Annotated in this window: 25 protein-coding genes and 1 riboswitch; of the genes, 20 read left to right on the top strand and 5 right to left on the bottom strand. The window is 43.7% G+C overall.

Annotated elements, in window-relative coordinates:
* The first annotated feature begins 385 nt into the window (after positions 1 to 385).
* The 7 genes from AC13DA_RS06825 to dhaL all read left to right on the top strand — a co-directional run bounded on the left by AC13DA_RS06825 (position 386) and on the right by dhaL (position 6,735).
* Positions 386 to 1,351, top strand: coding sequence for an ABC transporter substrate-binding protein (locus AC13DA_RS06825; protein WP_284451680.1), 966 nt, complete (start codon positions 386 to 388; stop codon positions 1,349 to 1,351).
* Positions 1,352 to 1,458: 107 nt separating this feature from the next.
* Positions 1,459 to 2,406 carry an ABC transporter permease gene (locus AC13DA_RS06830; RefSeq protein ID WP_284451679.1) on the top strand — a complete coding sequence of 316 codons (948 nt, stop codon included), beginning with the start codon at positions 1,459 to 1,461 and terminating at the stop codon, positions 2,404 to 2,406.
* Positions 2,407 to 2,415: 9 nt separating this feature from the next.
* Positions 2,416 to 3,324 carry an ABC transporter ATP-binding protein gene (locus AC13DA_RS06835; protein WP_284451678.1) on the top strand — a complete coding sequence of 303 codons (909 nt, stop codon included), beginning with the start codon at positions 2,416 to 2,418 and terminating at the stop codon, positions 3,322 to 3,324.
* Positions 3,324 to 4,088 carry a creatininase family protein gene (locus tag AC13DA_RS06840; protein WP_007147020.1) on the top strand — a complete coding sequence of 255 codons (765 nt, stop codon included), beginning with the start codon at positions 3,324 to 3,326 and terminating at the stop codon, positions 4,086 to 4,088. The genes AC13DA_RS06835 and AC13DA_RS06840 overlap by 1 nt, the downstream gene beginning before the upstream one ends.
* Before the next feature lie 26 nt (positions 4,089 to 4,114).
* Positions 4,115 to 5,485, top strand: coding sequence for a type III glutamate--ammonia ligase (gene glnT / locus AC13DA_RS06845; protein WP_273178589.1), 1,371 nt, complete (start codon positions 4,115 to 4,117; stop codon positions 5,483 to 5,485).
* An 86-nt stretch (positions 5,486 to 5,571) separates the two neighbouring features.
* Positions 5,572 to 6,021, top strand: a complete 450-nt coding sequence (gene nikR, locus AC13DA_RS06850) for a nickel-responsive transcriptional regulator NikR (protein WP_007147022.1) — start codon at positions 5,572 to 5,574, stop codon at positions 6,019 to 6,021.
* A gap of 84 nt (positions 6,022 to 6,105) precedes the next feature.
* A complete protein-coding gene (dhaL, locus tag AC13DA_RS06855; protein ID WP_284451677.1) occupies positions 6,106 to 6,735 on the top strand; it encodes a dihydroxyacetone kinase subunit DhaL in 630 nt (209 codons plus the stop codon).
* Here dhaL and dhaK read toward each other — a convergent pair.
* Together dhaK and AC13DA_RS06865 are read right to left on the bottom strand one after the other, a co-directional pair.
* A complete protein-coding gene (gene dhaK, locus AC13DA_RS06860) occupies positions 6,732 to 7,718 on the bottom strand; it encodes a dihydroxyacetone kinase subunit DhaK (protein ID WP_284451676.1) in 987 nt (328 codons plus the stop codon). The two genes, dhaL and dhaK, sit on opposite strands and share 4 nt — an antisense overlap.
* Before the next feature lie 24 nt (positions 7,719 to 7,742).
* A complete protein-coding gene (locus AC13DA_RS06865; RefSeq protein ID WP_284451675.1) occupies positions 7,743 to 8,588 on the bottom strand; it encodes an HAD-IIA family hydrolase in 846 nt (281 codons plus the stop codon).
* Between the two features lie 193 nt (positions 8,589 to 8,781).
* Here AC13DA_RS06865 and hxlA (AC13DA_RS06870) point away from each other — a divergent pair, with 193 nt between their 5' ends.
* The 7 genes from hxlA (AC13DA_RS06870) to prmB all read left to right on the top strand — a co-directional run bounded on the left by hxlA (AC13DA_RS06870) (position 8,782) and on the right by prmB (position 15,009).
* Positions 8,782 to 9,423, top strand: coding sequence for a 3-hexulose-6-phosphate synthase (gene hxlA / locus AC13DA_RS06870; protein WP_007147026.1), 642 nt, complete (start codon positions 8,782 to 8,784; stop codon positions 9,421 to 9,423).
* Positions 9,424 to 9,734: 311 nt separating this feature from the next.
* A complete protein-coding gene (locus AC13DA_RS06875; protein WP_007147027.1) occupies positions 9,735 to 10,049 on the top strand; it encodes a hypothetical protein in 315 nt (104 codons plus the stop codon).
* A 144-nt stretch (positions 10,050 to 10,193) separates the two neighbouring features.
* The gene (locus AC13DA_RS06880) at positions 10,194 to 11,177 is read left to right on the top strand and encodes a transaldolase (protein WP_007147028.1); all 984 of its coding nucleotides are present in this window, start codon (positions 10,194 to 10,196) and stop codon (positions 11,175 to 11,177) included.
* Between the two features lie 166 nt (positions 11,178 to 11,343).
* On the top strand, positions 11,344 to 11,979 hold the full coding sequence (hxlA, locus tag AC13DA_RS06885; protein ID WP_007147029.1) for a 3-hexulose-6-phosphate synthase: 636 nt from the start codon (positions 11,344 to 11,346) through the stop codon (positions 11,977 to 11,979).
* A gap of 11 nt (positions 11,980 to 11,990) precedes the next feature.
* Positions 11,991 to 12,530, top strand: coding sequence for a 6-phospho-3-hexuloisomerase (hxlB, locus tag AC13DA_RS06890; RefSeq protein ID WP_007147030.1), 540 nt, complete (start codon positions 11,991 to 11,993; stop codon positions 12,528 to 12,530).
* A gap of 146 nt (positions 12,531 to 12,676) precedes the next feature.
* Positions 12,677 to 14,086, top strand: coding sequence for a 3-isopropylmalate dehydratase large subunit (leuC, locus tag AC13DA_RS06895; RefSeq protein WP_284451674.1), 1,410 nt, complete (start codon positions 12,677 to 12,679; stop codon positions 14,084 to 14,086).
* Positions 14,083 to 15,009 carry a 50S ribosomal protein L3 N(5)-glutamine methyltransferase gene (gene prmB / locus AC13DA_RS06900; protein ID WP_284451673.1) on the top strand — a complete coding sequence of 309 codons (927 nt, stop codon included), beginning with the start codon at positions 14,083 to 14,085 and terminating at the stop codon, positions 15,007 to 15,009. Before leuC ends, prmB begins: the two co-directional genes overlap by 4 nt.
* A 140-nt stretch (positions 15,010 to 15,149) precedes the next feature.
* Here prmB and AC13DA_RS06905 read toward each other — a convergent pair whose 3' ends face one another.
* Positions 15,150 to 16,319 carry a GGDEF domain-containing response regulator gene (locus tag AC13DA_RS06905; RefSeq protein ID WP_482945857.1) on the bottom strand — a complete coding sequence of 390 codons (1,170 nt, stop codon included), beginning with the start codon at positions 16,317 to 16,319 and terminating at the stop codon, positions 15,150 to 15,152.
* 60 nt (positions 16,320 to 16,379) lie between these two features.
* Positions 16,380 to 17,051 carry a DNA mismatch repair endonuclease MutH gene (gene mutH / locus AC13DA_RS06910; protein ID WP_007147034.1) on the bottom strand — a complete coding sequence of 224 codons (672 nt, stop codon included), beginning with the start codon at positions 17,049 to 17,051 and terminating at the stop codon, positions 16,380 to 16,382.
* Between the two features lie 70 nt (positions 17,052 to 17,121).
* On the opposite strand from mutH, the gene AC13DA_RS06915 reads away from it, so the two are divergent.
* Positions 17,122 to 18,036, top strand: coding sequence for an ABC transporter ATP-binding protein (locus AC13DA_RS06915; RefSeq protein WP_007147035.1), 915 nt, complete (start codon positions 17,122 to 17,124; stop codon positions 18,034 to 18,036).
* A gap of 5 nt (positions 18,037 to 18,041) precedes the next feature.
* Positions 18,042 to 18,824, top strand: coding sequence for an ABC transporter permease (locus tag AC13DA_RS06920; protein ID WP_284451671.1), 783 nt, complete (start codon positions 18,042 to 18,044; stop codon positions 18,822 to 18,824).
* Here the strand turns inward: AC13DA_RS06920 and dusA are convergent.
* Entirely contained in the window at positions 18,821 to 19,813 is a 993-nt protein-coding gene (gene dusA, locus AC13DA_RS06925) for a tRNA dihydrouridine(20/20a) synthase DusA (RefSeq protein ID WP_273178568.1), read from the bottom strand. The genes AC13DA_RS06920 and dusA overlap by 4 nt on opposite strands.
* 72 nt (positions 19,814 to 19,885) lie before the next feature.
* Between dusA and AC13DA_RS06930 the strand changes: the two genes are divergently transcribed.
* The 4 genes from AC13DA_RS06930 to metF all read left to right on the top strand — a co-directional run bounded on the left by AC13DA_RS06930 (position 19,886) and on the right by metF (position 24,227).
* Positions 19,886 to 20,578: a M48 family metallopeptidase gene (locus tag AC13DA_RS06930; RefSeq protein WP_284451670.1), complete on the top strand. Its 693-nt coding sequence runs from the start codon at positions 19,886 to 19,888 to the stop codon at positions 20,576 to 20,578.
* Between the two features lie 71 nt (positions 20,579 to 20,649).
* Positions 20,650 to 20,729, top strand: a riboswitch (S-adenosyl-L-homocysteine riboswitch).
* Between the two features lie 91 nt (positions 20,730 to 20,820).
* Positions 20,821 to 21,981: a methionine adenosyltransferase gene (metK, locus tag AC13DA_RS06935; RefSeq protein ID WP_007147039.1), complete on the top strand. Its 1,161-nt coding sequence runs from the start codon at positions 20,821 to 20,823 to the stop codon at positions 21,979 to 21,981.
* A gap of 21 nt (positions 21,982 to 22,002) precedes the next feature.
* Entirely contained in the window at positions 22,003 to 23,313 is a 1,311-nt protein-coding gene (gene ahcY, locus AC13DA_RS06940) for an adenosylhomocysteinase (RefSeq protein WP_007147040.1), read from the top strand.
* Between the two features lie 62 nt (positions 23,314 to 23,375).
* Positions 23,376 to 24,227: a methylenetetrahydrofolate reductase [NAD(P)H] gene (gene metF, locus AC13DA_RS06945; protein WP_284451669.1), complete on the top strand. Its 852-nt coding sequence runs from the start codon at positions 23,376 to 23,378 to the stop codon at positions 24,225 to 24,227.
* The last annotated feature ends 22 nt before the right edge of the window (positions 24,228 to 24,249 follow it).

Here is a 24,249-nt window from a genome sequence, read left to right on the forward strand (position 1 = left end):
TTTTTATATCTGTCTTTTTTATTTACACTATCTATTTTATTAGGTCGCCCCCCCTAAAACGCTTTACTCAATTCTGCTGTTTTAAAATTCAGTGCGCACTTTTGGGGCTTTTTAAAAATAAACGGTGCTTTTTAGTACAGTGCTATCAACTCTCATCATTTCGACATAATCGATATCACAACACTTTTTTATTTCCACCACCTAACTCTAAGTCATTGAAACTACAGGAAAGGCTGACTATCACTGCTTTCAATTAAGTATTTCACATTATTTTTCACCAACCTTTCTCCAGAAAATCACTAATCCCCTCCTCTACTGGCACATATACTGCAGACACCAGTATTACCAAATTGGTAAATCGTAATACTAACTGGGGTATCTAAAAATGAAAAAAAGATTATTTCTATCTGTTTTCGCAGGATTATTACTCGCTGGTAATGCCAGTGCTGAACCACTTAAGATCGGCTACAGCGACTGGCCAGGCTGGGTTGCCTGGGAAATTGCTATCGAAAAGCACATGTTTGAGAAAGTGGGTGTGGATGTGCAATTTGAATGGTTTGATTACGTTGCCAGTATGGATGCCTTTGCTGCCGGTCAGTTAGATGCGGTTACTATGACTAATGGTGATGCATTGGTAACAGGAGCGACAGGCGCACAAAACGTGATGATCCTGATTAATGACTACAGTAATGGTAACGATATGATTGTAGGCGCTCCAGGCATCAATTCCATCACTGTTCTGAAAGGTAAAAAAGTCGGTGTTGAACTGGGCTTTGTTGATCATTTATTGCTTCTAAATGGCTTGGAAAAAGCCGGTATGACAGAAAGTGATGTTCAGTTGGTCAATGTCCCGACCAATGAAACACCACAAGTCTTGGCATCAGGCCAAGTTGATGCCATCGGTGCTTGGCAACCAAACTCAGGTCAGGCTTTGCAACTGGTTCCAGGTTCTAAACCTATCTACACCAGTGCTGATGAACCAGGCCTGATCTATGATGTGCTCGCGGTATCACCATCAAGCTTAGCGGCTCACAAAGATGAGTGGAAAAAAGTCATTGATGCCTGGTATATGGCGGTTGACTACTTAAATGATCCAAAAACACGTGATGACGCGATCAGCATTATGGCCGCACGGGTTGGTGTTGAACCAGAAGTTTATAAAGCCTTTATTGATGGTACAAAGATTTTGACCAAAGAAGAGGCGCAGGGCTTTATGAAAAAAGCGGATGGTTTCGGCTCTTTGTATGGTTCAACTGAAATTGCAGACCAGTTTAATGTTGACAATAAAGTCTATGCCGATAAACAGACTGTCGATGATTACATCGATCCCTCTCTTTTACTAGGCGAATAAGAGACTAGCTGGCACCGGTCATCCACCGGTGCCTCCCCTCATCCTGAAATTTTATGTCATGACCAGGCAGGGGATCGTGTTGTCTGAAAATAGCAAAGGTACTGTTTATGTCACTCTTTTCAGTTAATAAACCACTCGAGCCACGTAGTCGGCAATTGGTCACTATTAGTAGCTTTATTTTACCTATCCTTACCTGGTGTCTAGTGAGCTACGTCCCATTTATCTGGCATCCAGAAATGGAAGTCACTTCACCCGGCTCAGTGAGTTACTTTCGTGAAGGCATGTTGGTCGATAAAACTGTTTTTAATGCTGAGCTAGACAAAGCTACTAATGCAGGCAAGGCCATACCAGAGGGTATACCGGCCAATCCGATTTATTTACCTGCACCACATGAAGTAGTCACTGCTTTCTATACGTCATTTACTACCGAGCCCAAACGCAGCAGTGAGCTTTGGTTACATGAAAGTCTTTGGAGCAGTATTCAGGTTATTTTTTATGGATTCCTTTTGTCCTCCATCATAGGCATTCCCCTTGGCGTCTTGGCTGGGACCTATGACTTTTTCTCTCGATTATTTGAGCCCTTTATCGAATTCTTTCGCTATTTACCTGCACCTGCTTTTGGTGCCCTAGCGGTGGCGATTCTGGGAATTTATCAGGCCCCCAAAATAGCGATTATTTTTATCGGTACCTTTTTTCAACAAGTACTCATCGTAGCAAATACCACCCGAAAGCTGGACCCGGCTTTACTTGAAGCAGGCCAAACCTTGGGAGCCAACAATCGCTCGATGCTGTTTCGCATTGTGCTACCAGGCATTTTGCCGGATCTGTATCGGGATACTCGCATTCTGCTCGGCTGGGCCTGGACTTACCTGATTGTGGCCGAGTTGATCGGTACCAGCTCAGGCATCACCTGGTTTATCACTCAGCAAGCTCGTTACAAAAACTTCGACAATGTGTTTGCCGCCATCATGATGATCGGCATTTTAGGTCTCACCATTGACTTATTACTCGCCTGGTTTGGCCGTCGTCTTTTCCCATGGCAAAAAGCAAATTAGGAGCCCGATATGAGTGAATCAAACTTACCCGATTATCGCGTTCAGTCAGAGGCTGTCCGGGATCGTTTCGCCCGCATCAAAAAGCGTCCAATGACGATGGAAGTTGCGGGATTAAGCAAAACATTCCAAAGCCGACATGGCACTGTTACCGCCCTGAAAGACATTAACCTGACTATCCATAAACGTGAATTTGTCTGCGTCATTGGACCATCAGGCTGTGGTAAATCGACTTTAATTCGAATTCTGGCGGGCCTTGAACAAGCTACGGAAGGCGAAGTAAGACTGGATGGAAAAGTGGTTGATAAACCCGGTCCAGAGCGAGGCATGGTATTCCAGGGTTACACCTTGTTCCCATGGCTAACCGTCAAGAAAAATATCATGTTTGGTCTGATTGAGTCTGGCTATGACAAAGGCACGGCAGAAGCGGAAGCCAGACAGTGGATCGAGTTAATTGGCTTGTCACGCTTTGAGAACAGCTATCCACATCAACTCTCTGGCGGTATGAAACAACGGGTGGCGATTGCCAGAGCATTAGCCAATAAACCCAAAGTGCTGTTGATGGATGAGCCCTTTGGTGCACTTGATGCACAAACACGCAGCAAAATGCAGGCTTACCTGATGGAGATATGGAAAAACATCGATGTCACGGTGTTTTTTATCACCCATGATTTAGATGAAGCCATTTACTTGGCTGATCGCATTCTGGTGCTGAAAGCGAATCCAGGCGAAGTACAAGAAGTCATTGAAGTCGCCGTTCCACAACCGAGGCATCCGGAACAATTTTTATCCCCTGAATTTATCGCTACCAAAAAACGTTTGGAGGAACTGATTCATCCTCCCAAACAGGAGGATGATGACGATCATCTGAATCTTGTTCGCATGGTGCCGGTAAATGATGAAGTTGGGAGTGTTTTCTAATGTATGAATTAGCACAAATGACCTGGGAAGAAGTCGCAGAAGCTGTCAAAAGTGGCGTGGATACGGCTTTACTTCCAGTTGGCGCAACTGAACAGCATGGACCACATATGGGTTGCGGTATGGACTCAGCCATTGCTGACACCTTGTGTAAAGAAGTCGCAAAACAAACACCTGTCATTTTATTACCGACACAACCCTATGGTTGCTCAATCGGCCACTCAAAACGCTGGCCCGGCACCATGGCGCTTAATCCTAAAACACTGATTGATGTTATTTCAGATATCGGTGATTGGGTGGCGTCTTCAGGTATTAAACGGTTGTTACTTATCAATGGCCATGTGACAAATGCTGCACCGCTTCGCTGTGCGCTGGAAATGCTCAGAGCACGTCATGACGACTTAATGATCGGCCTTGTGCATACTGCTCAAATTTCAGAACGAGTTCGACAAGCCCATCATGACGATGCGGAAGACTGGCATGCCAATCAGGCTGAAACAGCCTTGATGATGGCTTTACATCCCGAGTTAGTGCGTGAGGATAAATTACTCGACGCTGACGATCCGGACCGAACCGATGGCTGCGTGTTCAGCCACCCTGTCAATCGCACCAGCTTAAATGGTGTGACAGGCAAACCATCCACAGCAACCAAAGCGGATGGTGAAGCACTTTTTTCATGGATGTGTGAAGACTTATCTCAACTGGTGATGAGAGCAATTAAGGAACAACCGCCGCTTGATCAAAGCTACCACCAGTCTCTCTTATAAACCGTTAACCAAAGAAGGGTAATCTCATGATTAACATCAAAACTGATGATGAAATCAAAAAAATACAAGAAGAGTTAAAAAGTAAAGGCGTGAAATACTGCATGGGCACCTATGTGGATATCCACGGTGTTCCTAAAGGTAAAGTCGTGCCGCTCTCTCATTTACATCATATGGCGCATGGCTCAGAACTTTACACTGGTTATGCCGTGGATGGCTTGGGCCAACAACCTAATGACGATGAAATCGCTTCTGTGCCGGATCTTGATCACATCATACAAATGCCATGGCAGCCTGAAATAGCCTGGATGCCAGCCGATAATACGCTTTACAAAAAGCCGTATATGCTGAGTACTCGTGTGTTACTTAAGTCGGTACTCGAGCAAGCAAAAGAGCTGGGTTATGGCATGAATCTGGGTATTGAAGCAGAAGTTTATCTGGTGAAGAAAAATGCCGACGGGACTTTATCCGTTCCCGATCCTGATGATAAATTGAAAAAGCCATGTTACGACACTCGTGCTTTTTTAAGTAATTTCAGTTGGTTAGATAAAATGGCCACCAGCATTGATGATCTCGGTTGGGGACTTTATTCCTTCGATCATGAAGATGCCAACGCTCAGTTCGAGTTCGATTTTAACTATGCTGATGCCATTACCAGTTGTGACCGCTTTACTTTCTTGAAGATGATGGCAAAAGAATATGCTAAACAGGAAGATCTGTTAGCCACATTCATGCCTAAACCTTTCTCGAACAAAACAGGCACGGGCGCCCACTTCAATATGTCGCTTTATGATCTGGAAACAGGAGCCAATCTGTTCCAGTGCAAACCTGAAGAAGATGAGCACGGCTTAGGTTTAACCAAGTTAGGTTATCAATTCATCGCCGGTGTTTTAAAACATGGCCCTGCTTTGTGTGCAGTGTTTGCCCCCACAGTGAATTCATACAAACGTTTGGTTCGCCAAGGTGATATGCCTTACTTCACCTGGGCACCGGTCTTTAACTCATTTGGTTCAAATAACCGCACTAATTCGGTTCGCGTTCCTATGGGTGGTGGCCGTTGTGAATCTCGTAATGCGGATGGCGCTGTCAATCCATACCTTGCAGCTGCCTTAGTTTTAGCTGCTGGCCTGGAAGGCATCAAAGAAGGGCTTGATCCTGGCAAACCTCAGGAACGTAATTTGTATGAATTAACCGAAGCGGAGCGTGAAGAATTAGGTATTCAGTTCTTACCAAGAACGCTTGACGAAGCGATTCAGGCATTCGCTGCCGATCCCTTTGTAGAAGAAGTATTGGGTAGTGAGTTGAGAAACGAGTTTATTCGCTATAAACAAGCCGAGTGGAATGAATATCACACGGTGGTTAGCGCATGGGAAGTTGAACGCTACAGTCATTTATTTTAGACAGAGAAAGGTATCACCCCAGCCAAAAGCTGGGGTGATAGCCTTATATCACTAAACAATAATGATGACATACGCCAGGAGTTCGTATGAGCAAAGAAAAAGTCAGCCGTATCAGCATATCCTTACCAGAAAGTCTCTTAGAAGGTTTGGATGAGATGGTCAGCAAGCGTGGTTTTGAAAGTCGCTCTCAAGCCATTTGTGACATGATCAATTTACAAATTAATGAGCACCGTGCTCAACAAGGCGATACCGTGATGACGGGTACGGTTAATCTGGTTTATAACCATTCAGTCCCAGGCTTGCAAAAGCGTCTCCATGATCTCCAATACGAATATATTGATGAAGTGATTAGCAACCTCAATGTCAATTTAACCCATACCAACACACTGTCGGTCATTCTGGTACAAGGTCCAGCTAATCGCCTGAACATGATCGCTGACAAAATGATTACGCTACGTGGTGTTGTCTACGGCCGACTATTATTGAACGCCGATATTATTCCCCCGATCCACCCTCTACCGCCCAAACAAACTTAAAGCTATTGTTACTCTCGTTGTCAGTTGACCGAATGCTATGGATTCAGTAGTTTTATATTTTGCAATAAAATCACTGGCCAAAACATGACTGATACAAGCTTTCTCCCACCGCTCATCGCAGCGATTCAATCTGAAATTATTAACAATGAAGCAGAAATCTCCGCACTGGATCGTGCAATAGGTGATGGTGACCATGTCACCAATCTGTTACGTGGACTTGAAGCTGTTGCTAAACTGAATGATGAACTGGTTCAGCTTGATTGGTCAGCCGCCTTGATGAAAATTGGCATGACACTCATGTCCACCATGGGCGGAGCCTCAGGCTCTTTACTCGGCTCAATGTTTGTGAGTATGGGAAAAGCGACCAAAGAGCAGGAACTGGACCTAAATGGAATGACAGCTATTTATTCGGCGGGTGTTGAATCCATAAAAGCCCGAGGCAAGGCCGATATCGGTGAAAAAACCATGCTGGATACCCTGATTCCAGTCATGCAATCATTGCAAAGTGATGCCAAACAAAATGCAGATAAAACGACTGTTTTAAGCAATATTAAAACTGCCGCTACACAAGGCATGCAATCGACCAAAGATATGCTGGCAACCAAGGGAAGAGCATCATTTTTGGGTGAGCGCGCCCGCGGCCACATCGACGCAGGCGCCAGAACTTCTCAGTTAATTCTCTGTGTTATTGCTGACGAACTCAGCAAAACCTAAATCCCCCAACGTAATGCTGCAGTATGAACAGGGGCATCCCAATATTGCAGCATTTCATCGTCCATCAACGTTAAGGTAATTGAGCAACCCGCCATATCCAGAGACGTAGTGTAATTTCCCACCAGTGATCGAACAATTTTTATACCACGCTCTTCAAAAAACTGTGCCGCCAAATCATAAACCAGATAAAGCTCCATTAATGGTGTCGCCCCAAAGCCATTCACATGTAGTAACACGCGCTGTCCTTTCGCTGGCTGCAAATCCTCATCAATCGCTTTAGCCAGTATCTGAACTAACTCATCAGCAGTCGTTAAGTTCATGATTTCACGACCGCGCTCACCATGAATCCCAACCCCCATTTCGACTTCATTATCCGAGATATCAAATGTAGGCTGTCCTAACGCTGGCACGGTACAACTGGTCAAAGCCACTCCCATAGAGGCAGTAGAATTGACGACTTTGTCACCCAGCTGTTTACAGGCAGCTAAATCGGCGCCGGCTTCTGCTGCAGCGCCCACGATTTTTTCAACAATTAACGTGCCAGCCACTCCTCGGCGTCCAGTACTATGATTCTTAGGTAAAGACACATCATCATTCACCAAAACCGTTTCGTGTAGACAATCCAACATTTCAGCGGCAATCTCAAAGTTCATCACATCGCCAGCATAATTTTTAACGATAAATAAAACACCCGCGCCATTTTCCACTTCTTGTGCCGCCATCAGCATTTGGTCGGGTGTTGGAGAGGTAAATACTTGCCCAGGACAAGCAGCATCTAACATACCTTTTCCTACCACCCCAGTATGCAATGGTTCATGACCAGCGCCACCGCCAGAGATTAAAGCCACTTTGTTTTCAGGCTTATTTTTTCGAGTGACATAATGGGGCTGATGATTGAATTGAATAATATTGTTATGCGCTCTGGCAAAACCATTCAAACTTTCTTCAAGAACACTTTCCACACCATTAATCAATTTTTTCATCTCTCGCTTCCTTTTTTGTTTTCTTTAATTTTCCAGGGCTTTTGTTAATGCTGCCAAATCATCCAAAATCCATGTTGGCTCATAATCAACCTGCTTAACATCCTCAGCCGAAGACACGCCGGTTAAAACCAGCACGCTACGGATTCCCGCATTAACGGCTCCCAGAATATCGGTATTAAGACGGTCACCAATGGCAATGGTGGTGTCTTTTGTCGTGCCTAAAATTTTTAATGCCTGTTCATACAAGATAGGTTCAGGCTTACCAATAGATATCGGTTTCACGCCGGTGACTGACTCCAGCGCTGCTAACACGCCACCATTACCCATCACTTCACCAAGCTCGGTAGGCAAAGTGGAGTCCGAATTTGTCGCATAAAAAGCAGCGCCTGCATTAATATTTAATGTCGCTGTTGCCAACTTATCCCACGTTAATGTGCGATCAAGTCCGGATACAACAATATCCGCTGTTCGACCCGTGATTCCTTTTTCAGGCTGGTCTACTTCATACAAATCGGTCAGTACAAAATCATTTTCCAATAAGGGTTGTTTTAACCCGTCTTCACCAATAACAAATACACGTTTTTTATCAGCGGGTAAGTGTTCGCATAAATAACTTACCGTGGCCATACTGGAAGTCAGAATTTCCTTAGCCTCGACCTCAATATTCATTGAGGATAATTTTTCGATATATTGCTGCTGAGTCAAACTGGCATTGTTCGTCGCTAATACAAAAGGTAGCTTCTTTTTCCTCAGTAACTGAAAAAAGTCCCCTAATCCGGGCATCGCTTTATTACCATGCCATAGCACCCCATCCATATCGATAATTAGACCAGCCACGTTATCTAAATAGACCGCAGATTCTGTATTCAAAATATATCCTCGCAACTATACAATCTGGTCACAGAGAGTCGCATACTGCAAATCATTGTGTCTAGTGATAAAAATGATGATAAATGTCGAGATTGAGTCAAAAATTGACAGCATCTGTTGATCTGCTTTATAGTCTGCGAGCGTATTTTCAACGTAATAACTCATAAATTAAATTAATTAGGAGCATGTCAGCATGGCAAAAGCACTTATTCAAATGGCACTGGATTCTCTGGATTTCGATCAAACAATCGCGCTTGCAGAGCAAGTTGCTCCTTACGTCGATATCTTAGAAATTGGTACACCATGCATCAAGTACAACGGTCTTGAACTGGTTACTGCACTGAAAAGCAAATTCCCTAACAACCTGATCCTGGTTGACCTGAAAACAATGGACGCTGGTGAATACGAAGCAACTCCATTCTACGAAGCAGGTGCTGACATCTGTACAGTATTAGGTGTTTCTGACAAAGCGACAATGGGCGGCGTAATCAAAGCAGCTAACGCTAACAACGCTGAAGCTCAAATCGACTTAATCAGTGTTAAAGACAAAAAAGCAGTTGCAACTGAAGCAGCTCGTAACGGTGCTCAAATCATCGGTGTTCACACTGGTCTTGACGCTCAAGCAGCAGGTCAAACACCTTTCGCTGATCTGAAAGACATCGCTAGCTTAAACTTAGGTGTTCGCATTTCAGTTGCTGGTGGTTTGAACAAAAACACTATTCAAGACACTGTTCGCGCTGGCGCGACAATTGTTGTTGTTGGTGCAGCAATCTACGGTGCGGATTCTCCAGCTGAAGCAGCTAAAGAATTACGTGCTTTAGTTGACGCAGCATAAGCACTAGCATTGCGTTAAGCAGAAAATGAAACGAGTGGTCGTTGACCACTCGTTTTTTTTCATGCTCACCTGATTAATTTATTAATTTAAATAATCAGGTAAGATAGTGGTTATTGGTCATTGATAATAATTATGATTTTAATTGGCCAATCTCAAATTCAAACGGATTAATCGTATTGCATGTCGACTTCTGGCATTTTTGCTTGAGTTTTTCCGACTTGCCACGATTAATCTAAAATAGTAATTTACCCGTTGCACCAACCTCGTTATGTTGGGCAGATGGGGTTAAAATGTAACAGGGGTATAATATTATGAGTGATAAAGGTTTCTTTGCATCAGTTTGTGGATTTTTTAAAAGCCTGTTTTCATCAAGTCCTAGTCCTGCTCCAACCAGCAGCGCTAAGCAAAGCCCAGCAGCAAAAACAGCAAATGATGGTTTGACAGGTGTTGAACGCTATATCAGAAACCAAGCAAATAGCGGTTCAAAACTGACTGGTGTTGAAAAATATATTAGAAATAAAACCACATCTGTAAAAGTGTTAACAGGTGTTGAGCAATATATTCGTAATAAAGCACAAGCAAAACCAATGACAGGTGTTGAACGTTATATTCAAAACAAAGGTTAAACCTGACCTTACACACTAAAGATTTATGGCAAAGCCGGGCAACATCCCGGCTTTGCCGACATAATAATCAATAAAATCAACCATACAGTCAGCGTTAGATGCGATGGCTGTTAATTTTTAACTTAAAAATTAAAGGTACGAAACATGGCTACTTTACTTGATCAGCTTAAGGAAATGACCGTTGTTGTCGCCGATACTGGTGATATTCAAGCTATCGAAAAATTTACACCTCGTGATGCTACAACTAACCCTTCACTGATTACTGCTGCAGCTCAAATGCCACAATACCAAGGTATTGTTGATGACACATTGAAAGCAGCTCGTGAAACATTAGGTGCTGACGCGCCTGCATCAGAAGTGGTTTCACTCGCATTTGATCGTTTAGCAGTTTCATTTGGTCTGAAAATTCTGGATATCGTTCCAGGTCGTGTATCTACAGAAGTTGATGCTCGTCTGTCTTTTGACACCGAAGCGACCATTGCTAAAGGCCGTGACCTGATTGCTCAATACGAAGCAGCTGGTGTTTCACGTGAGCGTATCCTGATCAAAATCGCAGCAACCTGGGAAGGTGTTATGGCTGCTAAAGTACTGGAAGAGGAAGGTATTCACACTAACCTGACTCTGGTATTTGGTCTGCACCAAGCTGTTGCTTGTGGTGAAAATGGTATCCAACTGATTTCACCTTTCGTAGGTCGTATTCTTGACTGGTACAAAAAAGACACTGGTCGTGATTCTTATGAACCTGCAGAAGATCCAGGTGTTGTTTCTGTTACTCACATCTACAACTACTTCAAGAAATTTGGTTTAGAAACTGAAGTAATGGGTGCGAGCTTCCGTAACGTTGGTGAAATCACTGAATTAGCAGGTGTTGATCTTCTGACTATTTCTCCTGCTTTACTGGACGAATTACACTCAACTGAAGGTGACTTACCACGTAAGTTAAATGTTGAAGATGCCAAAGCATCAGATGTTGAACGCATCGATATGACTGAAGAAACATTCAAAGCTATGCACGCAGCAGATCGCATGGCAACTGAAAAGTTACAAGAAGGTATTGATGGTTTTGCTAAAGCACTTGAAACTCTTGAAGAGTTGCTGGCTAACCGTCTTGCAGAACTGGAAAGCTAATTCATCAGAATTAAATTTCCCCGTATTCAGCCCACTCCATTTGTGAGTGGGCCCGAATGCAGCAGGGTCAGTGAAATTGACTTGTCACTGATTTCTGCATATAGTCCCGCTTCACCTAAGCAAGCGTGATAACAATAATTTTTACTATAAATTAGGAGTATGTAACATGGCTGAAATCCAAATGGCTCTTGACTCATTGGACTTTGACGCAACAATGGCTCTGGCTGAACAAGTAGCGCCATATGTCGATATCCTTGAAATCGGTACACCTTGTATTAAATACAACGGTTTGAAACTGGTTAAAGCATTGAAAGCAGCTCACCCAGACAAAAAAATTCTGGTTGACCTGAAAACAATGGACGCTGGTGAATACGAAGCAACTCCTTTCTTTGAAGCTGGTGGTGACATCACTACAGTTTTAGGTGCTTCTGACATGGCTACAATGAAAGGCGTTATCAAAGCAGCTAACGCTAACAACGCTGAAGCTCAAATCGATTTAATCGGTGTTGAAGATAAAGCTGCTGTAGCTAAAGAAGCTGCTGCTAACGGTGCACACATCATCGGTGTTCACACTGGTCTTGACGCACAAGCTGCAGGTCAAACACCTTTTGAAGATCTTAAAACTATCGCTGGTTTAGGTCTGAACGTTAAAGTTTCTGTTGCTGGTGGTATCAACAAAGATACAATCCAAAGCACAGTTCAAGCTGGTGCTGACATCGTTGTTGTTGGTGCGGCTATCTACGGCGCTCCATCTCCAGCTGAATCTGCAAAAGAACTGCGTGCATTAGTTGACGCAGCATAAGGATTAGAAAAATGACAATGCATCGTGATCTAGTTGTAAACAAAATCACTGATATTTTAGGGGCTACTGACAGTTCTCTTGAAGCTGAATTCGTTGCTATGTGTGATGATGCTAAACGCATCTTCATTACAGGTGCCGGACGTTCACGTCTTGTTGGTAACTTCCTGGGTATGAGGTTGATGCATAGTGGTTACACCGTATACGTTCAAGGTGAAATCAGCACACCTAGCATCCGTGAAGGCGATTTATTAATCGTTATCTCAGGTTCAGGTGAAACAACTCAGTTGGTTTCATTCGCGAACAAAGCTAAATCAGAGAACGCTAAAGTAGTATTAATCTGCTCAAAAGCAAGTTCAACGATTGGTGATATAGCGGACAAAACAATTCAAATTGGTAACGACGATAGCTTTGCTCCTACTAAGGGCATGCCTATGGGTACTATGTTTGAATTATCGACATTGATTTTCTTGGAAGCCATCGTTTCTCATCTTATCCATGAGAAAGGTATTCCTGAAGAAGAAATGCGATACAGACACGCTAATATGGAATAATCACTTTTCCTTAGCAGTAAAAAAAGAAACGGGTAACTTTCGGGTTACCCGTTTTTTTTTATGTCTACAGTTCAGATAGAGCTTACATCTCTGACGCTGTATAATGCCTGGATACTTATAACTCACTAATCGGTTTTAATAGAGATATGTCAGCAAAAACACTTTACGATAAGCTTTGGGATCAACATGTCGTTCGCTCTGAGTCAGATGGCACTACAGCTTTACTGTATATCGATCGCCATCTTGTTCATGAAGTGACATCACCGCAAGCCTTTGAAGGCCTGCGTTTAGCTGACCGTAAACCCTATCGCCTAAACTCTATTTTAGCGACACCGGATCATAATGTTCCTACTTCACATCGCGAGCAAGGTATTGCTGATCCTATTTCACGTTTGCAAGTAGATACGCTCGATAGCAACTGTGTCGAATTTGGTATCACTGAATTTGGATTAAATGATTTACGACAAGGTATTGTGCATGTTGTTGGCCCCGAGCAAGGCGCAACACTGCCTGGTATGACGGTAGTTTGTGGTGACTCTCACACTTCAACACACGGTGCTTTTGGTGCTTTAGCTTTTGGTATTGGTACTTCCGAAGTTGAGCACGTTATGGCCACCCAATGTCTGATTCAACGTAAGTCCAAAAATATGCAAGTGCGCGTTGAAGGTCAGGTTAAAGCCGGCATCACAGCCAAAGACATTGTCCTTGCTATCATTGGAGAGATTGGCACTGCAGGTGGAACAGGCTATGCCATCGAATTTGCCGGTGAAGCGATTCAGGCCTTAAGTATGGAAGGTCGCATGACCGTCTGTAATATGACCATTGAAGCTGGCGCCCGCGCAGGTATGATTGCGGTTGACGATACCACCATCAACTACCTGAAAGATCGTCCTTTCTCGCCATCTGGTGAAAACTGGGAGAAAGCGGTTAACGCATGGCGTGAATTACACTCTGATGATGGCGCCCATTTTGATAAAGTCGTCGTACTGAAAGCAGAAGATATCAAACCTCAAGTCACATGGGGCACGTCGCCGGAAATGGTTGTATCGGTTGATTCGGCTATTCCTGATCCCGTCAAGGAATCAGATGCAGTGAAACGCAACGGCATGGAAAAAGCGCTTAAATATATGGGCCTGCAAGCCAACCAAGCGATTACGGACATTTATCTGGACCGTGTGTTTATTGGTTCTTGCACAAATTCACGTATCGAAGACTTACGTGAGGCAGCTGAGGCCATCCAAGGTGGAAAGGTCGCTGCCAGCGTTAAACAAGCCATGGTTGTTCCAGGCTCAGGTTTAGTCAAACAACAAGCTGAGCAAGAAGGTTTAGATAAAATCTTTATCGAAGCGGGGTTTGAATGGCGTGATCCTGGCTGTTCAATGTGCCTGGCCATGAATGCGGATCGTCTTGAAGCTGGTGAACATTGTGCCTCGACATCTAACCGTAATTTTGAAGGACGTCAGGGTCAAGGTGGCAGAACGCATCTGGTCAGTCCAGCAATGGCTGCGGCAGCTGCAATCGCAGGTCACTTTGTTGATATCACACAAAACCTATGATTGATTATTTGGCTGTTCAATCTGAATTAAACACTTTTCGTGATTTTTTACGATGGTCAACATCCCGCTTCAATGAAGCGGGATTATTTTTTGGCCATGGTAATGAAGACGCTTTTAATGAGGCATCGCAGCTCATACTGAGTGTTTTACACTTGCCTGTAGACGCCTTACCTGAAGTCTTTTTAGATGCCAGACTGACCCAAGATGAAAAGCGTGCATTGCTTATTGCCATTGAAAAACGCGTTGAAAAGCGTATTCCCTTACCTTACCTGACAAATGAAGCCTGGTTTGCTGGCCTACCATTCTTTGTCGATGAGCGAGTTCTTATCCCCCGCTCGCCTTTTGCAGAGTTGATAGAAGCGCAATTCCAACCATGGCTTAGTGAGCCTGACTCGGTATTCACTATTTTGGATATGTGTACAGGAAGTGCTTGTATTGCTATTGCGTTAGCTATGGCTTTTGAACAAGCGGAAGTGACAGCGAGTGATATCAGCACAGATGCCCTTGCTGTAGCAGAAATAAACCGCAAGAAACATGGATTAGAGGACCACTTACACCTTATTCAATCAGATCTCTGGCAAGCTTTTCCAGCTGACGCAAAATACGATTTGATTGTGAGCAATCCCCCTTACGTCGGGGCTGATGAAATGACCTCTATTCCAGAAGAGTACCGGCATGAACCGGTCTCAGCTCTCGAAGCCGAGGATAATGGACTGGCCTTAGTAGAAAAAATCCTGCTTGGGGCCGCAGATCACATGACCGACCAAGGTTTATTATTCGTCGAAGTGGGCAATACCGATTTGGCGGTCGATGATAAATGGCCTGATATCGCGTTTACATGGCTGGAATTAGAAAACGGTGGTCATGGCATATTTATGCTGGATAAAGCCGCATGTGAACTATTTAAGCAGCGTTACGGCTAATCATTATCACTTAATTCAGGCACGACCTCAGACTCAACATAAACTCTGACACAATTTCGACCCGCCATTTTAGCCTGATACATGGCTTTATCTGCTAACTCGAATAAGCTATTAAGATTATCATTGTCTGCCTGCCTTAATTAGGCAATGCCAATACTTACCGTTACTTCCAAATTGGCAGGTTTTAACTTATTGAGGCGCTGTACCATTCGTTCCATCATATTTTTTGCCGATACCAGATCACACTCCGGCAATAAAAGCACCAACTCATCTCCTGCCCATCTGGCAACCAGATCCACGTCACGTACATGGCGTTTCATCCACGAACCCAGCTCAGATAACATCTGGTCTCCCCGCTCAAATCCATGACGCTCATTAATATCTTTCAGATGATCAATATCAATGACAGCAAGAGATAAGCAACGATTAAACCGATAAGCTTCACTGAAATATTTACTCGCGAACTCTCTCAAAGCGTGCCGATTAAACAATCCCGTCGTTTCATCCAGCATGGCAAGACTATGCAAAGACTTTTGTTGTGTACGAAGCTCCTGCGTTGTTTGATAACTGGTTATATGATTGAAAACGCGCTGTCTCAATTCTTCTCGCACAATCGGTTTCGACACATAATCATTAACACCGAGATGGAATAATTCGATCTTACGGGACATATTATCGAAACCTGATGTCGCGATAATCGGCACATTGCTATATTCACTCTGCATACGCCGGATTTTACGCACTAAGGTGATACCACTCATACTGCCTTCAAGCATAATGTCAGTGATAACCAAATCGTAGTCCCCACCTTTAAACGCTTCCCATGCACTCTCAGCATAGTTATAAGCGTCTACATCAAGTCCCATATCTGTTAATAAGTCGATGATAATGGTTTGCAAAACCCGGGAATCTTCAATAAATAACACCCGACCACTTAATTGTCGCGACTCTCGCTGGCTCAGACGAGATAGATAAGTATCCATTTCAGCCATATCATTTTTGCTGAAAATATCGGTAGCACCAGCCAATAAGGCTTGTTTGAGGATTTTAGAATTGTCATGTTCTGTTAAGACCAGCAAGGTGGCAAAATCATAACCACTTAGTGCTCTTAGCTGACTACAGAATTCACTGCTGGCATAGTCGGGTAAGTTATCAGAGCAACAAACTAAACGATACCTCGCTTGAGCAGCCTTGCCTAAGCCATCAGCTCCATTCTCTGCTGTCTCAACATTAAAACCAGCAGACTCTAATAAATCGATCATATGCTCACAAAACATTGGTGAGCTATCTATAACTAACGCGTTTAGCATATTTCTCTAATTTCCCGAGTAATACAAATTAATCCATTAATTTTTTATGCAACGTTACCATCAAATGCACGCCTTCGCGAGTAAGCGCTTAGTAAAAGTTGTTCTCAGATAAAACCCTCTTGGATTCATCAAAATAGTTTCACCTGAAATATCGGAGCTTTTTGCCAAGATACGACTATGAGCCGCTTTCGGTCTAACCTGTAAATACTGGCCCTCCCTTGCAGTTAGCTCTGACTGTTCACCTAGCGCTAACCGGTCCATTAACTCTTCCCAGTCAGCCTTTAAAATTTCTTCTTCAATCTGATCTGGCTGCCATAACCAACCCGCGCCGATATAGCGTTCAGCAAGTGGAATGGACGACTCCGCCTCAACCGGAAGCCAAAGCACATGAGATAGCTTTCGTTTGACCCAGCTTTCCTGCCATGTCAGCGCTTCGTATTCACTCAATGACACTGTACAAACATACGTTGACTCTTTAGGTTCACCATGCGCGTTTAATGGTAATGTTTTCAGCTCAATACCTAGTGAAATAAAGTCTGGCTCTGCCTGATTGCCCGCATCAGCACCAAGATAGGACTCTAATAGCTGACCAACCCAGCCTTTATTTCTCAACAAATCTGCAGGCACCCGGCACCCCACCTCTTGAGCAATCTGTCCTAGGCTTTTTCCAGCTATGTGATGACAACGTTGCATCAGGTCATCGATTGATTGTGGAGCAGAATTTCTAACCATCGTTTTACCAAATTTTCATCTTGCTGCAGGCATGATAACCTAGCCACCTTTATCACGCTTGAGAGAGACAGTGAAAGCATTATCTATCAAGAATCTAAGTAAAACGTATCGTAACGGATTGCATGCATTAAAGAACATTAATCTCGATGTAGAACAGGGTGATTTTTTTGCATTACTCGGTCCCAACGGTGCGGGCAAGTCAACCACTATTGGCGTGGTTACTTCGCTAGTCACAAAAACCAGTGGCTCCATTCAAGTCTTTGACACCGATTTGGATATCGATGCTGAGCAAGCCAAAAGTTATATAGGACTTGTGCCGCAAGAATTCAATTTCAATGGCTTTGAGCAGGTAAAGCATATTCTGGTTGCGCAGGCAGGTTATTATGGGATGCCCGCCAGCGAGGCAGAACCCAGAGCGGATGAACTACTCAAACAACTTGGACTATGGGAAAAGAGACACACGCCATCTCGATCACTGTCTGGCGGTATGAAACGTCGCCTGATGATAGCCCGTGCTCTGGTTCACAATCCACGTCTGTTGATTCTGGATGAACCGACCGCAGGTGTTGATATTGAACTGCGTCGCTCCATGTGGACATTTCTCAGAAAGATTAATGCCGAAGGCACCACCATCATTCTGACCACGCACTATCTGGAAGAAGCCGAAAGCTTATGCCGTAATATTGCGATCATTGATAAAGGCCAGATAATCGAAAATACCGATATGAAGTCTCTATTAAATCGGCTGGATAAAGAAACCTTTGTTTTGGATCTCAAACACTCGCTTCAACACCCCTTTGAGCTTGATGGCTTTGATTATCATCAGATTGATAACACCACGCTGGAAATCGAAATCCACCGAGGTGAATCACTGAACACGGTTTTTGAGCAACTGACTCAAAAAGGTATCGAAGTCACCAGTATGAAAAATAAAGTGAACCGTCTGGAAGAATTATTTCTCAACCTTGTTGAGAAGTCGGAGTAAAACCTATGACACCAACTCGTCACCAAAGACACTGGGTCGCGTTTTCAACCTTGCTATTTCGTGAAATCCGCCGCTTCTTCAGAATCTGGCCGCAAACGATTCTGCCACCGGCCATCACCATGACCCTGTATTTCATCATTTTCGGCAATCTGATTGGGAGTCGAATTGGGGAAATGGGTGGCTTTAGCTATATGGAATATATCGTACCGGGTATCATCATGATGGCCGTTATCAATAATGCCTATTCAAATGTGGCCTCTTCATTCTTCAGTGCTAAATTCCAAAATCATATTGAAGAGCTGATTGTCGCCCCTATCCCAAATTATTTAATTCTCGCTGGTTATGTAGCCGGTGGTACAGCACGGGGCTTATGTGTGGGGATGATAGTCACGCTAGTATCGCTTTTCTTTACGCATCTACCGGTAGAGCATATTTTTATTACCATCAGCATGGTATTTCTGAGTGCGGTTTTATTTGCGCTGGGCGGTTTTATCAATGCCGTTTATGCACGCAGTTTTGATGAAATTGCCATCATCCCAACATTCATTCTGACCCCATTAACCTATTTGGGCGGGGTATTTTATTCGATTGATTTATTACCCGACTTTTGGCAAAACGTGTCACTGCTAAATCCTATTTTGTACATGGTGAATGCTTTCCGCTACGGCATGTTAGGTATTTCAGATATCCCTATCATGGCGGCATTTAGCATTATTATGTTGTTTATAGTGGCCTTAAGCGCATATGCCTTATATCTGTTGAAAAAAGGCACCGGGCTTAGAAACTAGACCTTATCGACCAGGCTTAGCGCTTGTTGAAGTGTATGAATGCCCGCATCGGGCAAATGGGCATTCTCACTTAAGTGCCGCCGCCAACGACGGGCTCCAGGCTGGCCCTGAAATAAACCCAATAAATGTCGGGTGATGGATTTCAGTGGTCGGCCCTGTTTCATTCTTTGCTCGATATACGGCAACATCGCCTCAATCACTTCATGTCTGCTCAATATATAGTCAGAACGCTGGTTAAAAATAACGTTATCCACGTCAGCTAGCAGATAGGGATCATGGTAAATCGCCCGTCCAACCATTGTGCCATCGACATGTTTCAGATGTTCCTGAACCTCCACCAAACTATGAATACCACCATTGATATCAATATGTAGCTCGGGGTAGTCCTTTTTGATTTGATAAACGCGCTCATAATCCAGTGGCGGCACATCACGATTTTCTTTTGGACTTAATCCTTTGAGCCATGCCTTGCGCGCATGCAGAATGAAAGTTTCACAACCGGCTGCTGACACAGCATCAATAAAATCGGTCAGAAATTGATAACTATCCTGTTCATCAATCCCGAGTCGGGTTTTAACAGTGACAGGAATATTCACGGCGTTTTTCATCGCTGCCACACCCTCCGCCACTAATTGAGGTTCAGCCATTAAACACGCGCCAAAACTGCCTGACTGGACACGGTCGCTTGGGCAACCAACATTCAGATTAATTTCACTATAACCCGCATCCTCTCCCATTTTTGCACACTCAGCTAAAGCAGCAGGATCAGAACCACCAAGTTGCAAAGCGAGAGGATATTCCGTTGCATCATGAGCTAAAAATCGTTGTCTATCCCCATGAATCAACGCCCCGGTAGTCACCATTTCCGTATAAAGCAAGGTATGTTTCGAAATGAGCCGTAACAGATAACGAAAATCACGGTCGGTCCAATCCAGCATCGGCGCAACAGATAATTTTCTAGATTCTATAAAAGATAATGATGATGACATGATTCAATTAACGTAGATTAATGGGACATTTTCTCAAATCAGCACGCAAAAATCTGCTTATAACGATTATTTATGACACACACACATCCTGATGGCTTTCATTACACCATTATTCGCAGTTCACGCCGAAAGAGTATGGCGCTTGTTATCAAGCAAGGTGAGGTCATTGTGCGGATACCAGCGAAACTTGCAGTCAGCACCGCACAGCATTTTGTAGACAAAAAAAGTTACTGGATAAAACAAAAGCTTCAGCAACGGCCAGTAATACAAGAAAAAGTTTATGCCAATGGCGAGTCTTTTTTGTTTTTAGGCGAAACCTATGAATTAAAAATTCATAACTCCAGCGCTGAAAATACAATTAAGCAAGAAGACAATCTGATACAACTCTATACAAAGAAAAAAGATATGACAGCAGATGGCATTAAACGCCAGCTGGAAAAGTGGTACCGACAGCAAGCCAATACAATCCTGACATCACGATTTTTTCAATTGGCTGAAGCTCATCAATTCTCGCCTAAAAGTCTTATCGTCAAAACATACAAAGCCCGCTGGGGGAGCTGCTGCCGTTCGGGTGAGATTCAGCTCAATTGGAAGCTCGTCATGGCGCCTGAGAAAGTGATCGAGTACGTCATCCTGCATGAGCTTTGTCACCTTCATCATCACAATCATTCAGCGTCTTTTTGGCAGTTGGTGGCTGATGTTTGTCCCACATTTAGAGAGCACAAGCTGTGGCTGAGACAAAATGGAGACAGATTAACCCTCTAGGCCGCGCGCTGTGACGATTTTGTGAAGATAAATAAGCTTGAAAAATTCTCTATATAGATTAATATGTCCTTTCGAATAAGGAACGCTGCAACAGGTCATTCACCTGCTAGGCTTATTCAATACTTAATTATTTAAACTGCGTTCATTATTAACAGGTAACTGATAGTAATGAGCGAGATTTATTCCCCCTCAAATAGCACAACTATCATTACCACAATCTCATTGTAATGAGGAAGTTGACTATGAGTAGCAATTATCTTTTCACTTCTGAATCTGTATCGGAAGGGCATCCAGACAAAGTTGCCGATCAAATTTCAGATGCTATCCTGGATGAAATTCTTCGTCAGGATCCCCATGCTCGCGTTGCTTGCGAAACCTTAGTAAAAACTGGCACCGCCATTGTTGCAGGTGAAATCAGTACATCGGCATGGGTCGATCTGGAAGATGTCGTTCGTAAAACGATCACAGATATCGGTTATAACAGCTCAGATGTTGGTTTTGATGGTCAAACCTGTGCAGTTATGTCATTGATTGGTAAACAATCCTCTGACATCGCGATGGGTGTAGACAGAGATACCGAAGAAAATCAGGGTGCAGGCGATCAGGGCCTGATGTTTGGTTATGCCAGTAACGAAACCGACGTCCTAATGCCCGCTCCTATTACCTATGCACATCGTTTGGTCAAACGCCAATCTGAAGTTCGCAAAAATGGCGAATTGAGCTGGTTACGTCCGGATGCGAAAAGTCAGGTCACATTTGTTTACCAAGATGGTAAGCCAGTCGGTATTGATGCTGTTGTCTTATCAACACAGCATAGTCCGGATATTTCACAAGCGGATCTGCATGAAGCCGTCATGGAAAGCATTATCAAACCGACGCTGCCTGCTGAATGGTTGTCTGCCAATACAAAAATCCATATCAATCCTACCGGCCAATTCATTATCGGTGGTCCTGTCGGTGACTGTGGTCTGACAGGAAGAAAAATCATTGTCGATACCTACGGCGGCATGGCTCGTCATGGTGGTGGGGCTTTCTCTGGTAAAGATCCATCAAAAGTCGATCGTAGTGCCGCTTATGCAGGCCGTTATGTGGCGAAAAATATCGTTGCCGCCGGTTTAGCAGATCGCTGTGAGATTCAGGTGTCTTATGCAATTGGTGTTGCCGACCCAACATCAATTAGTGTTGAGACATTCGGTACTGGAAAAATTTCTCAAGAGAAGCTGGTCGCGCTGGTACGTGAACACTTTGATTTACGTCCGGTTGGCTTAATTAAGATGCTTGATTTGATCAAACCGATCTATCAACCAACAGCAGCATACGGTCACTTTGGTCGTGAAGATGTTGATTTTAGTTGGGAAAGAACGGATATGGCAGAAGTATTACGCGATGCTGCCGGTTTATAAAAGAATTTGAGGAAATGAACGATGGAATCACCAATAGAAAACTTAACACCTGACTACAAAGTTGCAGACATCAGCCTGGCTAAATGGGGTCATCAAGAAATTAAAATTGCTGAAAGCGAAATGCCAGGATTAATGGCATTACGTGAAGAATATGCAGGCCAAGCACCACTGAAAGGTGCACGTATTGCTGGTTGCTTACACATGACAATCCAGACCGCTGTGTTAATTGAAACACTGGTCGAACTCGGCGCTGAGGTTCGCTGGTCATCGTGCAATATTTTCTCCACACAGGATCATGCTGCAGCGGCTATTGCTGATCAGGGTATTCCGGTATTTGCCTGGAAAGGTGAAACAGAAGAAGAAGCCATCTGGTGTATCGAACAAACGATTATGGGTCCAGACAACTGGCGTCCTAACCTGATTCTGGATGATGGTGGTGACTTAACCCAAATCATGCATGATAAATATCCAGAATTATTAAAAGACGTTAAAGGTCTGTCGGAAGAAACCACTACAGGTGTTCACCGTCTGTATGAAATGATGAAAGCCGGTACATTAAAAGTGCCAGCCATCAATGTGAACGACTCAGTGACCAAATCTAAATTTGATAATTTATACGGCTGTCGTGAGTCATTACTGGACGGTATTAAACGTGCTACTGACGTGATGATCGCCGGTAAAATCTGTGTTGTTTTAGGTTACGGTGATGTGGGTAAAGGCTGTGCTCAAGCGTTCCGTGGAATGGGTGCGACCGTTTTTGTCACTGAAATTGATCCCATCTGTGCGCTTCAAGCCAGCATGGAAGGCTACCGTATAGTCTCTATGGATGATGTCGCTGCTATGGGTGATATCTTTGTCACCACTACCGGTAATATCGACGTTATCAATCACGGTCATATGCTGAAGATGAAAAACGAAGCGATCGTTTGTAACATCGGTCACTTTGATTCTGAAATTGATGTCGCTTCATTACGTAAATACGAATGGGAAAATATTAAACCTCAGGTAGACCACGTCATTTTCCCTGACGGCAAACGTATTATTCTGCTTGCTGAAGGTCGTCTGGTTAACCTCGGTTGTGCAACGGGTCATCCAAGTTTTGTGATGTCAGCTTCATTCACCAATCAGGTCATGGCACAAATTGAACTCTGGCAGAACGCTGACAATTATGAAAATAAAGTCTACGTTTTACCGAAGAAACTGGATGAAAAAGTCGCACAACTGCACTTAGGTCGAATTGGTGCCAACCTCACCACTCTGACTGATGCACAAGCGAAATATCTGGGACTGGAAAAAACAGGTCCGTTCAAGCCTGAACATTACAGATATTAATCTTTAATCAATGTAAAACTGGGCTGGTTTATCAGCCCAGTTTTCTAATTTAAGTTACTAATATGGCAAAAAATCTCACACTGAGTTGCGAATTCTTCCCACCCAAAACTGAAAAAGGCATTGCCAATTTAAGCGCTGTCAGAGAAAAGCTTGTGCCACTGAAGCCTGAGTTTTTTTCCGTCACCTTTGGTGCTGGCGGCTCAACACAAGACAACACCATGGATGCGGTAATAGACATTCAAAAACAGCATGCAGTGACTAATATCGATGCAGCTCCTCATCTTTCTTGTGTAGGCTCTTCCGCTGAACGTATCCGCGCACTCCTCGAGACCTATCGCAATAATGATATCCATCGTATCGTCGCACTTCGAGGTGATTTGCCTTCAGGTATGCAAGCACCCGGCGACTTTCGTTATGCCAATGAGCTGGTTGAGTTTATCCGTGTAGAGACGGGAGACTTTTTCACCATTGAAGTAGCTGCCTATCCTGAAGTTCATCCGCAAGCTCAATCTGCAGAGGATGACCTGATTAATTTCAAGCGAAAAGTCGATGCAGGCGCAAATAGTGCTATCACACAGTATTTTTACAATATTGATGCTTACCGCTATTTTGTTGATAACTGTCAGAAACATGGCATAGACATCCCGATTATTCCCGGCATTATGCCCATTAATAATTTCACTCAACTTGCTCGATTTTCAGCGAATTGTGGTGCAGAAATCCCTCGCTGGTTACGTAAAAAACTTGAAGCATTTTATGATGATAGCGCATCCATGAACGCTTTCACTGTTGATTTTTTGACTGACTTTACTCAGCAGCTAATCGATCTCGGTGTACCCGGCATTCATTTTTACACGATGAATAAAGTTGACCCGACTCTCACTATTTGTGATCGTTTAGGGCTGATTAAATAAATCTTGAGTTAAGATTTTTTAT

The sequence above is a fragment of the Methylophaga sp. F-2 genome (assembly GCF_056859315.1).